We start from the raw sequence: 13,392 nt of genomic DNA on the forward strand, positions 1-13,392 counted from the left end.
CTACCTAAAGGTAGACGTTTTCGATAGATTACTTAACGTGTTTAGCAAGATCTTTTTGAGCTTTGTCATTAGATTTCGCTCTTTCTTTAAGCCAATCTTTATAAGCTGAGTCGTATTGTTTCTTAGTTACAATATCATCTTGAGATTTAAGATACTTGAAGTAGTATGTAGAACCTTTATCACCAGCTTGAGCATATGCTCCTGAGAATGGCTTAATACGAGAAATTACAGCGGCTGCACCATTATAAGTAGTCGTTGGGATATAAAGTGCACTATCCGTCAACCATGCCTGAGCTTTTGCATATTTTTCATAACGAGCCGTCAAGTCTGTTGTTTCCTTAGAAGCATCATCAACCAATTGGTCATATTCTTTAAGACCTACTTTTTGAACCGCTTGACTATTTGGATCGTCATAACCCATGAAAGATTTAGTATTTTCACTATTTGTAGTCTTCAAGACATCAAGATAAGTTGATGGATCAAGGTAATCAGGCTCCCAAGCCACACCTACTGACAAGTCCCAATCCTCTGCAGCTGCATTTGAAGCAGAGTAGGTAATATTATAGAAATCATCAGTTGACAATTGGTGAAGATCAAGTACAACATTATCTTTTCCAAGAGCGGATTCAATAGATTGTTTAAGTGACTGCACTTGATTCACAAAGATTTTATTTGACTGATTGACAGGAACATCCAAATGGATTGGGAACTGAACCCCTTCTGCTTGAAGAGCTTCTTTAGCTTTAGCAAATTCAGCCTTAGCTTTTTCTGGATTATAAAGACCATCTTGACTATCTGCAAGATTCACACCAGACCACTCATCACCATAGCTTGGTAATTGATCCATTACCATAGTTCCGAAATCTTTACCATCTGCTTGAACAAAGTCTGGTTTAACATAGATATTACGAACGGCAGTACTACCACCCTCTTTACCGTTAAGTTGTGCAGCATAATTCGTACGGTCAATAGCAAAACCTAATGCCTGACGGAAATCTTTGTTAAGAAGAGCTGTCTTAGTTGATGTCTTTTGCTGGTCATTTTCTTTAGATGTATGACCATAAGTTTGACGATCGATATTAATACCGACACCTTCTACAGCTGCTCCAGGTTGTGTATAGAAAATATTGTCTTTGTACTGTTTTTCAACTTTAGAATAGTTTGAACTAGTTGGGTATAGACGAGCTAAGTTATAGACTCCATCTGTGAAGTTACGTTCCAAGGATTCTTGGTCTGTACCATCATCGTAAGTCAATTTAACTGTATCAAAGTAGACATTATCCTTATCCCAATAGTTTTCATTCTTGGTGAACTCAATAGATGATTTCGTTGTCAAAGATTTAAGAAGGTATGGACCGTTATAGAGAATAGAAGTCGGATCTGTTGACTTACCAAAGTCTTTACCTTTAGATTTCAAGAATTCTCCATTAACAGGCCAAGTAACAGAGTAGGTCAATTTTGAATTCCAATAAGGTTCTGGTTGACTAAGCGTATATTGCAAGGTGTAATCATCAACAGCCTTGATACCTACATTTGAAAAGTCCTTGTTGGCACCTGAAAGGTAATCATTCAAGCCCTTAACTGAGTTTTGTAGCAAATAAATCGCTTCAGAATTTGTATCCGCAGCATGCTTAAGTCCTGTCACAAAGTCTTTAGCTGTTACATTGGCATATTCTTCGCCGTCTGAAGTGTACCATTTGATACCCTTACGAATCTTGTAAGTATAGGTCAAACCATCTTGAGAAACAGACCAGTTTTCAGCGACAGAAGGTTTTAGATTCCCGTATTGGTCATTTTCAAACAAACCATCAACACCGTTACTAACGGCTGTCGTCATATTTTTCTTATTTGTAGAAACATAGTCTAGGGTTGCAGGATCGCCACCGTAGACATAATTATAAGTCTTACCAGACGTCTTACTTGATGACGAGCAAGCCGTTAAAACACCTACAGATAACAGGCCTACGGCTGCCAGTAAAAATACCTTACTCTTTTTCATTCATTGCCTCCTTAAATTCGCAACGTAAAAAGTTCAAAAATCAATAATTATGTGTATACGCTTAAATTATACCATAAATTCGAAAAAGCAACACTACTTTCTGAATATTTTTTATTTTCTACTCAAATTTCGTGTTTAGACCAAGAAAAAAACCTATCCGAAGATAGGCCCTTTACTACTCTTACAATGAGTTAGGATCAACTTTGATACCAGCACCTTGTGTAGTAGTGATTGAAAGGTTTGTGATGTATGTACCTTTCGCTGTAGCTGGTTTAGCTTTTTGGATTGCATCGTTAAATGCTTTGAAGTTTTCAACCAATTTTTCAGTTTCGAATGAAACTTTACCGATGATAGCTTGTACGTTACCTGCTTTATCAGCACGGTAAGTGATTTTACCACCTTTAGACTCTTCAACTGCTTTAGCAACGTCCATAGTTACAGTACCAGTTTTAGGGTTTGGCATCAAATTACGTGGTCCAAGGACACGTCCAAGACGACCAACGATTGCCATCATGTCTGGTGTTGCAACAACAACGTCAAAGTCAAGCCATCCACCGTTGATTTTAGCAACGAGTTCGTCTTCACCAACGAAGTCAGCACCTGCTGCTTTAGCTTCTTCAGCTTTAGCACCACGAGCAAATACAAGAACGCGTTGAGTTTTACCAGTACCGTTTGGCAATACCATTGCTCCACGGATTTGTTGGTCAGCTTTCTTAACGTCGATGTTAAGGTTGTATGATACTTCAACAGTAGCATCGAATTTTGCGAAGTTAGTTTCTTGTGCAAGAGCTACAGCTTCTTCTACGCTGTAAGCTTTTGTGCTGTCGATTTTCTCAAGAGCAGCACGCATTTGTTTGCTTTTTTTAGCCATGTTAATTATTTCTCCTTGTGTAATGTGGTCATAACGACTTTCATCTTCCACGTCACTCAGCGAAGTGAGACGACGTCTGTGGTTTTCTTGTTAACTGAATTAGTCAGTAACAGTGAATCCCATTGAACGTGCAGTACCTTCGATCATACGCATAGCTGATTCGATGTTTGCAGCGTTCAAGTCAGGCATTTTAGTTTCAGCAATTTCTTGTACTTGTGCACGAGTTACTGAAGCAACTTTAACTGAGTTTGGAGTACCTGAACCTTTTTCAACACCTGCAGCTTTTTTCAAAAGAACAGCAGCTGGTGGTGTTTTAGTGATGAAATCAAATGATTTATCTTCATACACAGAGATAACAACTGGGATGATCATACCAGCTTGGTCAGCTGTACGAGCGTTAAACTCTTTAGTGAATCCCATGATGTTGATTCCGGCTTGACCAAGAGCTGGTCCAACTGGTGGAGCTGGAGTCGCTTTACCAGCAGGAATCTGAAGTTTTACGATGTTTTCGACTTTTTTAGCCATTTTGTAATTTCCTCCTATTGTGGTTTTGGCGGTAAGTAAGTTTTGTTACCTCCCACAAGTATGTTTTTACATACCTTATCTATTATACAGAAATTCTTTTTAGATGCAAGAATTTCTTATTAAGTTTAGGAAAAAATTTACATAAAGGGCTTTTCGAGGTAAAATAGACTTATGATTCTATATAAATTCTTTGCTATAGCATTTTTGATTCTAACACCTATCTTTGCTTTTATTATCCACCGCTTCTTCAGTTTAAAATACCTCGGGCTTAATTTTGCTGACCTTACCTTCCCTCTTTATTTTATTGAGGTAGTTGCTGTGTCAGCCCGTTTCTTTACCCATAGCTTTTTGCCTTACATCACCATTTTATTATCCTTGGCGGCTATAATTATCACGATTCAAATGCTGAGAAAAACACAATCCTTTAAATTTAAACGTTTTCTTAAGTTGTTCTGGCGTATCAGCTTTTTTATCACCAGTCTTTTCTATTTGGGGACCGTGATTCTCATTTTTATTGTTTCTTAAAAACTAGATTAACTCAGCAGATTTATTGTGTGCTGAGTTTTTTATGTCAAAACATGAAAAAAGCAGGCAACCATGCCTGCTTAACTTCTCGGTATTAGGGTTGAACTTGAGTCATTCGGCCAGTATCTACATCATAAACCGCACCGGAGATGATAACATCCTCAGGGATAAGCGGTGACTGACGAAGAATGACCATATCTTCACGAACACTCTCTTCCACATCTGTGAATGGAAGAAAATCTTGATCAGAAACATCAACACCAAGTTCTTTATTGAGATAGGCGGTAAACTCATCGTTCTTAAAGGTCTGAGCACCACAATCTGTATGGTGAAGAACTACGATTTCTCGCGTCCCCATCTGTTGTTGAGAAATGACCAAAGAACGAATCATATCTTCCGTCACACGACCACCCGCATTACGCAAAATATGAGCGTCACCTAGTGCCAACCCCAAGGCCTGAGCAACGTGAAGGCGTGAATCCATACAAGTCACAATAGCCACCTTAGTCTTTGGTTTCAAGGGAAGATGGGCTGTCCCGTGGAGGTCAACATAGGCTTTGTTGGCATTGAGAAAGTTTTCAAAATAAGACATAATAACTCACTTTCTAATGAAGAAAATAATTTGACTATCAAATTATTTACACACTATCTTATCATCTTTTTATTAACTTGTCAGCTATTGAGTTCGCAACATAAAAAAGGAGAATAAATGCTAACAAGCATCCATCCTCCTTCAATTTATATTATGAACGTTTTGGCAAGTATCTATTAAGCAAGCCTGCAAAGGTTTGAAGATTGAGACTTTGAACATAAATTTCACCTGTTCCTCTAAAGGTATTAACAACACCCTCTCCTGTCCCAATCGACTGCCAGAAACCATTTTCTAGGTGAATATTATAATCAAGTGTCTGACTCCAGGCAACGACATGAGCATTATCAATAGTCACTTCTTGATTGTTTAGCTCAATTTTTTTAATAGAGCCGTAAGCATTTGCCAAGAGAGTTCCTTGGCCTTGGGTAGTCATTACAAAGAAACCACCCTGACCACCAAAAAGAGCCTTACCAACAGACTGGAGCTCCATTGTATAGTAAGCTGTGCCATCAAGTGCTAGAAAGGCACCGTCGTTGAGTCGGTACTGTTTTTCACCTAAATAAAGTGGAATCACTTGACCTGGAGAATCAGGGGCCAAGGCTATATAGCCATTATTGGACTGCGAGACAACCTGAGTAATAAAGCTACTTTCGCCCGAAACCATTGAACGCCCAACTGCTTTTACAAAGCGACCTAAACCTGATCCACTGGCATTTAATTTGGTACTCAGTGTCACATTCGGTGTGTGATATACCATACTGCCACGCTGGATAAAGACTGTCTCACCTTGATTAAGAGATAACTCTACTAGCGGGAACTGCATGTTGCTGTCTGTGAAAAATTGCATAATAAATACCTCCCTATCCTTATGAAAAGTATAGCATCGAATAGGTATTTTTGCAAGCGCTTCCAAACACTTGTTTTGAGGCCTCTTTTTAAGAAAAGACTTTTTTGAGTACTTCTCCTACCGTCGTGACCCCAATAACCTGGATACCTTCTGGAATCTTCATGCCATGAAGCGAATTTTTAGGAGCATAAATCTTAGTAAAACCTAATTTAGCAGCTTCATTAATACGCTGTTCAATGCGAGTTACTCGGCGAATCTCTCCAGTCAACCCAATTTCTCCTATAAAAGCTTCTTGTGGATTGGTTGGAAGCTCCTTGTAACTAGAAGCAATCGCAACGGCTACAGCAAGGTCAATAGCTGGTTCATCCAATTTGACACCGCCAGCTGATTTTAAATAAGCATCTTGATTTTGGAGAAGAAGGCCACAACGTTTCTCTAAAACAGCCATAATGAGGCTGACACGGTTAAAGTCCAGTCCCGTCGTTGTCCGCTTGGCATTACCAAAGACGGTTGGTGTCACCAAGGCTTGAACTTCAGCTAAGATAGGTCTGCTACCTTCCATTGTCACAACAATGGCAGAACCTGTAGCACCGTCTAGGCGTTCCTCTAAGAAAACCTGGCTAGGATTTAGCACCTCTACCAAACCACCAGACTGCATCTCAAAAATCCCAATCTCATTGGTTGAACCAAAACGGTTTTTGACTGCTCGTAAAATACGGAAGGTATGATGACGTTCCCCCTCAAAATAGAGCACAGTATCCACCATGTGTTCCAACATACGTGGTCCAGCCAGTTGTCCCTCCTTGGTCACATGCCCAACAATAAAAGTGGCAATGTTATTGGTTTTATCAATCTGCATGAGTTCAGCAGTTACTTCACGAACCTGAGATACAGAACCTTGAACGCCAGAAATCTCTGGACTCATGATGGTCTGAATAGAGTCGATAATGAGGAAATCGGGTTTTATGGCCTCTACTTGACTGCGAACGGCTTGCATATTGGTCTCAGCATAAAGATAAAATTCGTTATCAATATCACCTAAACGTTCGCTCCGCAATTTGATTTGCTCGGCAGATTCTTCTCCAGATACATAGAGGACCGTACCCTTGTTAGCCAGTTGCGTTGACACCTGTAAGAGGAGGGTTGATTTCCCTATCCCTGGATCTCCTCCAATAAGAACCAGACTGCCCGGAACCACACCGCCACCTAAAACACGGTTAAACTCGTCCATATCAGTCTTTATGCGGGCATAATTGATTGAAGAGACTTCTTTTAATTTAGTTGGTTTAGACTTTTCACCCGTCAAACTGACACGGGCATTTTTCACCTCCTGCACCTCAACCTCTTCTTCAAAAGAGGACCAAGAAGAACAGTTGGGACAGCGCCCTAGATATTTGGGTGAATTGTAGCCACATTCTCGACAAACAAAAGTTGATTTTTTCTTTGCTATGATAATTCTCCTTCTACGATTACTCCGACAGAATGCCACTTATGCAATGTTTTTGTAAATTTCTTCTGGTTGGCAACTCCGACAGCGGACAAATCGACAGAAACCTGATAATTCTCCTTGACAGCTGCCAAAATGGAAGCCTTGACACAGCCATTGCCATCTACCCCTATAAACTCTAAGCTTTTAGCAGCATTCCCCTCCAGAAACTCTTTTAAATCCAGATTGGTAAAGCAAGAAGCCCGACGCTTCTCAAAGATACGAGAAGCTACAAGCAGCAAGCCGGTCGCAAATTTCTTCTTTCTATCTTTTCTCTCCCAGAAAAAACGATTGAGAATATAGATAACCCGGTCGCTGGGATAGCTAGCAATTTTGTCATTTACAGCTGCAGTCAGTTCTTCATGATATGCTTTTCCTACAGCAACATAATCTGACTGCATATCTACAACTAATAAATAGTCTGCCATATTCTTTCTCTATTTCCCTGTCGATCCGAAACCACCTGTACGAACACCGTCAGCTTCATCTCCATCTACAATTAAGAAGGGCATAAAGACACCTTGAACGATGCGTTCGCCAACTTCAAGAGTCACGGGCTGATCCGTAATATTTTTCATCTGGGCGAAGATGTGACCCTCATTCCCTGGATTTCCATAGTAATCGCCATCAATAACCCCCACAGAGTTGATCAAGACCAGACCTTTTTTGCGAGGATTAGAAGAACGATCATAAAGATAAAGCACCTCACCCGCTTGCATATAAGCCTTGACCCCAGTTGGGACGAGGACGATTTCTCCTGGTGCAATCACTGTGCGCTCTGCCACCTTTAAGTCGTAGCCAGCTGCATGGGCTGTCTCCCGTTTTGGAAGCAAGTCCTGATTGGTATAGGTTGATACAAGTTCAAATCCACGAATTTTTGTCATTATTTTTCCTTTCGATACATCTATAAATTAATTCTTGTAAAACTAGCTATGCTAGCTTCAGACTTTTAAATCTATCCTATTATAATCTATTCGAAATAAGATGACAAAGGTAATAGTCTAATCACTTTCTCATTAAACGAAGATTGACTTTTAACTAGGAAAACGCTAACATAGTAATAGATATAATACTTTTAAGGAGAATTGTCATGAAATTCATCGGACTTGTTGGTACGAATTCAAAACGTTCAACTAATAGACAATTATTGCAATATATTCAGAAACATTTTGCAGATAAGGCAGACATCGAACTTGTTGAAATCAAAGACCTCCCTGTCTTTAACAAACCCGCTAACAAACAATTGCCAGAAAGTGTCCTTGAAATCGTTAAAAAAATCGATGAGGCTGATGGGGTTATTATTGGAACACCTGAGTATGACCACTCAATTCCAGCTGTTCTCATGAATGCTTTAGCTTGGGTCTCATACGGTGTTTTCCCTCTTTTGAATAAGCCTGTTATGATTACAGGAGCATCTTATGGAACTCTAGGAGCTTCTCGTGCACAGCTACAACTTCGTCAAATTTTGAATGCTCCAGAAATCAAAGCTAATGTGCTTCCAGACGAATTCTTGCTTTCACATTCCCTTCAAGCTTTTGATAGCAATGGTGATTTAGTTGACCTCGATGTCATCAAAAAATTAGATGCTATTTTCGATGACTTCCGTCTCTACGTCAAAATTACTGGTAAACTCTCACATGCTACAGAGTTATTACATAAAGAAGCTGAAGACTTCGACTGGGAAAGCCTATAGGACAGGAGAATAGAAACTATGAAATTTGTTGGACTCGTTGGAGCAAATTATGATCAATCATATAACCGTAAACTGCTCGAATTTATCAGAAGACATTTTAAAATTAAATTTGAACTTGAAGTTTTGGAAATTGATGAAGTTCCTATGTTTAACCAAGATGAAAAATGGGATGAAAGTTTCCAACTTCGCTTACTTAATAACAAAATTACACGCGCTGACGGTGTCATCATTGCAACACCTGAGCACAACCACACTATCTCTGCAGCACTTAAATCAGTATTAGAGTGGCTATCATTCGAAGTGCACCCTTTTGAAAACAAGCCTGTAATGATTGTTGGTGCTTCTTACTACGACCAAGGGACTTCACGTGCCCAAGTGCATTTGCGTAAAATCCTTGAAGCACCTGGTGTCAATGCCTATACACTTCCAGGTAATGAATTCTTGCTTGGAAAGGCTAAAGAAGCTTTTGACCTTGAGGGGAACATTACTAACGAAGGTACTATTAATTTCCTTGAACAATGCTTAGACAATTTCATCCAATATGTAGGAGTGGTTTCTAAATTGAAAAAACCAAAACCAATTGAACCTGAAGACTTGGATTGTAACAACCCAATCGCTACAACTGTTACCGATGTTGATCCTGACGATCCAGAGTGGGTAGAAAAAGTAGCTGAAATCACTGGTGCGGTATCTGGTGATACCTACGTGAAATTGGACCACGGTATTTTGACGGTTAATCAAATTGACATGTTCCTCAAGGCTATGCCATTTGAATTGACCTATGCCGATGATAACAACCAGTTCCTCTACTACAATAACGCCCATCAAGATTCTGATACTATGTTCGCCAAACGTGTGCCACCTCAATCTGGTAGCCGTATGTCAACTGTTCACGGCTCACTTCCACCAGCTCGTATGAAAAATGTGGAATGGGTTATCGGTACACTTCGTAATGGTAACCAAGAATATGTTCGTACGATTGTTCCAGGGTCACCTGAAGGAGTTATCAATACGCATAACTATCAGGCTATGTACTATGATGATGGTTCTTATGCAGGAATCAATGAAATCGTCTTTAACTTTAAACCATGGCTTGACTGGTATCTCGAAACAACTGGTCAACGCCTTGTCGGAGGAAGCGGTCCTTTTGCACCAGCTGCAGCTAGTCATGGCGGTAGCGACGCCACATCTGGTGCATCAGATGCGGGTGGTCATGGTGGCGACGCAGCCCCAGCCGCAGATGCCACATCTGGAGCATCCTCATATTAAGACTTGGAAAAGTTGGGACAACTGTCCTGACTTTTTTTCATGGTCATCCTAGATTAAGTTTCACTCGAGCTTGCGCATTCGCCATGCTCCATGCCACATATTTTAGAGGTAAACCTATGTCTCAATTTCAAGAAAAAGTATTCGCTGCTTGTGCTAAAAAAGAAGCTCTCTTTGACGAAAGTCTGGGGCGCTATGCCTTGCGTTCTATGCTTGCAGGAGCTTATCTTACCATGTCGACTGCTGTAGGAATTATTGGTGCGGATGTTATCGCTACAGGTATTCCAGCCCTTTCTCGTTTTGTTTTTGCCTTTATCTTTGCCATTGGACTGGTCTTCGTTCTCATATTCAATGGAGAGTTGGCTACTTCAAACATGATGTTCCTGACCAGTGGTGCCTATTATGGTAAAATCAAATGGAGCAAGGTGTATACCATCCTCCTCTACTGTACCTTCTTTAATTTTGTCGGTGCCCTTATCTTGGCCTGGTTCTTCAACCAATCCTTCTCTTTCCAACATTTGACTGACAAGAGCTTCTTAGTTACTGCTGTCTCAACCAAGCTTGGAAAAACAGATTGGATGAACTTTACAGAAGGTATTACAGCGAATATGTTCGTTAATATTGCCATCTTGGGCTACATGCTCCTCAAAGAAGAATCTGCTAAGATTTTCATTGCGCTATCAGCTATCTTCATGTTTGTATTTTTGATTAATGAACACTTGATTGCTAACTTTGCCTCTTTCATGTTGCTCGGTTTCAACGGTGTGCGTGACGCTGTGGATAATTTCACTTTGGCAAATATTCTACGTCAGTGGATAGTCGTTTTCTTCGGTAACTGGATTGGCGGAGGTATTTTCATTGGTTTGGCATACTCTTGGCTCAATAAAACTAAAACACCTCACATTGATTAGGAGACATCATGCGTCAAAAGACATTCATCAAACAAACCAGTCTAGCTATTCTACTCTATTTTATTTGCCTAGCCCTTGCAGTTGCCATTGATTTAATCTTTTTCAAAGTCAAAAATATGTATCATACGCCTGCTTTAGCGGCTATCTTTGCAGGCTGGGTCTACTTGGGGCTTATCAGAAAGACAAAACAATTTGGAGCTATTACCTGTCTGGGTATCTTTATGTCCCTCTTCTTCTTTGCCTCTGGGCACTTTGTTCTAGCCTTTCTTCCTAGCTTTTTAGCCGGCCTTGTCGCTGATTTTCTAGCTAAGAAAGGGAACTATGAGAATAATAAACTTAATCTACTCTCCTATATGATCTTTTCTCTAGGAAACTTAGCACCCATTATCACCATGTGGCTTGCGCCCAAAGCTTATATCGCACAACTCCTGGCCAAAGGGAAAACTCAAGATTATGTCAATCAAGTTATGGTTCCCTTTACAGGCAGTCATATCTTAATCCTGATTGGAGGAACGCTCATGGCTGCCCTCATTGGAAGCTACATTGCCCAAAATTGGCTGAAAAAATAAATGGCCATCAGCCTTCCTAACAGAGAGTACAAGACAAACATGCTTTTCTTATGTTATAATGAGAAAGAATACAGTCTTTTTCTACTTTGTTAGAAAGGACCTAAAGGGAGACCTAATGATGAAAAAACAAAAAATCGCTGTCTTGGGCCCTGGTTCATGGGGAACTGCCCTTGCTCAGGTACTCAACGACAACGGACACGAGGTCCGTATTTGGGGAAACATCCCTGAACAAATTGATGAAATTAACGAGAAACACACCAACACCCGCTACTTCAAGGATGTGGTTTTGGATGAAAACATTAAAGCCTACAAGGAACTGTCTGAAGCCCTTGATAGTGTTGACGCTGTTCTCTTTGTTGTTCCAACCAAAGTTACTCGCTTAGTTGCTAAACAAGTTGCCGAACTTTTGGACCACAAAGTCGTTGTCATGCATGCTTCAAAAGGATTGGAACCCGGAACACACGAACGTCTTTCAACAATCCTTGAAGAAGAGATTCCTGAGGAACTTCGCAGTGACATTGTTGTCGTATCTGGTCCAAGCCACGCTGAAGAAACTATTGTTCGCGATATCACTTTGATTACAGCAGCATCTAAGGATCTTGAAGTGGCACGCTATGTCCAAGGCATTTTCAGTAATAACTACTTCCGCCTCTACACCAATTCAGATGTGATTGGTGTTGAAACAGCTGGTGCTCTAAAAAACATTATCGCGGTAGGTGCAGGTGCCCTCCACGGTATGGGATATGGGGACAATGCTAAGGCAGCCGTTATTACTCGTGGACTTGCAGAAATCACTCGTCTTGGTGTGAAACTCGGTGCCGATCCTTTGACTTACAGCGGTCTATCTGGAGTTGGTGACCTTATTGTTACAGGAACTTCTATCCATTCACGTAACTGGCGTGCTGGGGATGCGCTCGGTCGTGGAGAAAAACTAGAAAACATTGAACGTAACATGGGAATGGTTATCGAAGGTATTTCAACCACAAAGGTTGCCTACGAAATCGCCCAAGAACTCGGTGTCTACATGCCAATTACAACAGCAATCTACAAATCTATCTATGAGGGTGCTGATATCAAGGAATCTATTCTCAATATGATGTCCAATGAATTGCGCTCTGAAAATGAATGGGATAAAAAATAAAAATCTAAGGAGTTCTCATGAAGAATCAAAAAGTTAAAAAAGCTATCATCCCCGCTGCAGGACTCGGGACACGCTTTTTACCAGCTACTAAGGCCTTGGCCAAAGAAATGTTGCCAATCGTTGACAAGCCAACCATCCAATTTATCGTTGAAGAAGCCCTCAAATCAGGTATTGAAGATATCTTGGTGGTTACTGGTAAGTCAAAACGTTCTATCGAAGACCACTTTGATTCAAACTTCGAGTTAGAATACAACTTGGAACAAAAAGGTAAGACAGACTTGTTGAAATTGGTTAATGACACCACTGCTATCAACCTCCACTTTATCCGTCAAAGCCATCCGCGTGGTCTTGGAGATGCAGTTCTTCAAGCCAAAGCATTTGTCGGAAATGAGCCATTCGTTGTCATGCTTGGTGACGACCTCATGGATATCACTAATGACAAAGCAGTACCTTTGACTAAGCAGCTCATTAACGACTATGAGGAAACACATGCATCAACCATTGCAGTTATGCCTGTACCTCACGAAGAAGTTTCTTCATATGGTGTCATCGCCCCTCAAGGCAAAGGCGAAAATGGACGTTATAGCGTTGAAACTTTCGTTGAAAAACCAAATCCAGAAGATGCACCAAGTGATCTTGCTATCATCGGACGTTACCTTCTAACACCTGAAATTTTCGGTATTTTGGAAACTCAAAAACCAGGTGCTGGAAACGAAGTCCAACTGACTGATGCCATCGATACACTTAACAAGACACAACGCGTCTTTGCTCGCGAATTTACTGGAGACCGTTATGATGTCGGTGACAAATTCGGATTCATGAAAACGTCTATCGATTACGCACTTAAACATCCTCAAGTTAAAGATAACCTCAAGCAATACCTCATTGACTTGGGCCACAAACTTGAAGGCAAAGCAGCTAAAAAAGACTAAAATAAAATCCATCGAACATAACATTCGATGGATTT

At 40.5% G+C, this 13,392-nt stretch carries 15 protein-coding genes; 7 read left to right on the plus strand and 8 right to left on the minus strand.

The features are described 5' to 3' along the window. Positions 1 to 28: 28 nt before the first annotated feature. The 3 genes from ACWPVZ_RS05865 to rplK form a co-directional block, all read right to left on the minus strand. Positions 29 to 1,999: a peptide ABC transporter substrate-binding protein gene (locus ACWPVZ_RS05865; RefSeq protein ID WP_073689646.1), complete on the minus strand. Its 1,971-nt coding sequence runs from the start codon at positions 1,997 to 1,999 to the stop codon at positions 29 to 31. 181 nt (positions 2,000 to 2,180) lie between these two features. Beyond that, complete coding sequence (gene rplA, locus ACWPVZ_RS05870; protein WP_002885800.1) at positions 2,181 to 2,870, minus strand: 50S ribosomal protein L1; 690 nt, start codon at positions 2,868 to 2,870, stop codon at positions 2,181 to 2,183. 99 nt (positions 2,871 to 2,969) lie between these two features. Continuing rightward, positions 2,970 to 3,395 carry a 50S ribosomal protein L11 gene (gene rplK / locus ACWPVZ_RS05875; RefSeq protein WP_002885648.1) on the minus strand — a complete coding sequence of 142 codons (426 nt, stop codon included), beginning with the start codon at positions 3,393 to 3,395 and terminating at the stop codon, positions 2,970 to 2,972. 171 nt (positions 3,396 to 3,566) lie between these two features. On the opposite strand from rplK, the gene ACWPVZ_RS05880 reads away from it, so the two are divergent. After that, entirely contained in the window at positions 3,567 to 3,920 is a 354-nt protein-coding gene (locus ACWPVZ_RS05880; protein WP_002885872.1) for a DUF3397 domain-containing protein, read from the plus strand. Between the two features lie 94 nt (positions 3,921 to 4,014). On the opposite strand, the gene ACWPVZ_RS05885 is transcribed toward ACWPVZ_RS05880, so the two are convergent. The 5 genes from ACWPVZ_RS05885 to ACWPVZ_RS05905 form a co-directional block, all read right to left on the minus strand. Then, the gene (locus ACWPVZ_RS05885; RefSeq protein WP_198463599.1) at positions 4,015 to 4,512 is read right to left on the minus strand and encodes a beta-class carbonic anhydrase; all 498 of its coding nucleotides are present in this window, start codon (positions 4,510 to 4,512) and stop codon (positions 4,015 to 4,017) included. Positions 4,513 to 4,663: 151 nt separating this feature from the next. Next, positions 4,664 to 5,359: a TIGR00266 family protein gene (locus ACWPVZ_RS05890; protein ID WP_037598509.1), complete on the minus strand. Its 696-nt coding sequence runs from the start codon at positions 5,357 to 5,359 to the stop codon at positions 4,664 to 4,666. An 88-nt stretch (positions 5,360 to 5,447) separates the two neighbouring features. After that, the gene (gene radA, locus ACWPVZ_RS05895) at positions 5,448 to 6,809 is read right to left on the minus strand and encodes a DNA repair protein RadA (RefSeq protein ID WP_454381502.1); all 1,362 of its coding nucleotides are present in this window, start codon (positions 6,807 to 6,809) and stop codon (positions 5,448 to 5,450) included. Further along, complete coding sequence (locus ACWPVZ_RS05900) at positions 6,806 to 7,273, minus strand: isochorismatase family protein (RefSeq protein ID WP_414341155.1); 468 nt, start codon at positions 7,271 to 7,273, stop codon at positions 6,806 to 6,808. Before ACWPVZ_RS05900 ends, radA begins: the two co-directional genes overlap by 4 nt. 9 nt (positions 7,274 to 7,282) lie before the next feature. Continuing rightward, entirely contained in the window at positions 7,283 to 7,729 is a 447-nt protein-coding gene (locus ACWPVZ_RS05905) for a dUTP diphosphatase (RefSeq protein ID WP_002886985.1), read from the minus strand. Between the two features lie 206 nt (positions 7,730 to 7,935). Between ACWPVZ_RS05905 and ACWPVZ_RS05910 the strand changes: the two genes are divergently transcribed. The 6 genes from ACWPVZ_RS05910 to galU all read left to right on the plus strand — a co-directional run bounded on the left by ACWPVZ_RS05910 (position 7,936) and on the right by galU (position 13,357). Further along, the gene (locus ACWPVZ_RS05910; protein ID WP_002886986.1) at positions 7,936 to 8,538 is read left to right on the plus strand and encodes an NADPH-dependent FMN reductase; all 603 of its coding nucleotides are present in this window, start codon (positions 7,936 to 7,938) and stop codon (positions 8,536 to 8,538) included. A gap of 18 nt (positions 8,539 to 8,556) precedes the next feature. Further along, positions 8,557 to 9,807 (plus strand): NAD(P)H-dependent oxidoreductase, encoded by a 1,251-nt coding sequence (locus ACWPVZ_RS05915; RefSeq protein WP_414341154.1) that lies wholly within the window; start codon positions 8,557 to 8,559, stop codon positions 9,805 to 9,807. Between the two features lie 116 nt (positions 9,808 to 9,923). Next, a complete protein-coding gene (locus ACWPVZ_RS05920; protein ID WP_414341153.1) occupies positions 9,924 to 10,715 on the plus strand; it encodes a formate/nitrite transporter family protein in 792 nt (263 codons plus the stop codon). A gap of 8 nt (positions 10,716 to 10,723) precedes the next feature. Next, positions 10,724 to 11,284 (plus strand): MptD family putative ECF transporter S component, encoded by a 561-nt coding sequence (locus ACWPVZ_RS05925; protein ID WP_454381346.1) that lies wholly within the window; start codon positions 10,724 to 10,726, stop codon positions 11,282 to 11,284. A gap of 118 nt (positions 11,285 to 11,402) precedes the next feature. Next, a complete protein-coding gene (locus ACWPVZ_RS05930; protein WP_060971571.1) occupies positions 11,403 to 12,425 on the plus strand; it encodes an NAD(P)H-dependent glycerol-3-phosphate dehydrogenase in 1,023 nt (340 codons plus the stop codon). 17 nt (positions 12,426 to 12,442) lie between these two features. After that, positions 12,443 to 13,357 carry a UTP--glucose-1-phosphate uridylyltransferase GalU gene (gene galU, locus ACWPVZ_RS05935; RefSeq protein WP_080611756.1) on the plus strand — a complete coding sequence of 305 codons (915 nt, stop codon included), beginning with the start codon at positions 12,443 to 12,445 and terminating at the stop codon, positions 13,355 to 13,357. Positions 13,358 to 13,392: the final 35 nt, after the last annotated feature.

Source organism: Streptococcus sp. Marseille-Q6379 (assembly GCF_965119505.1).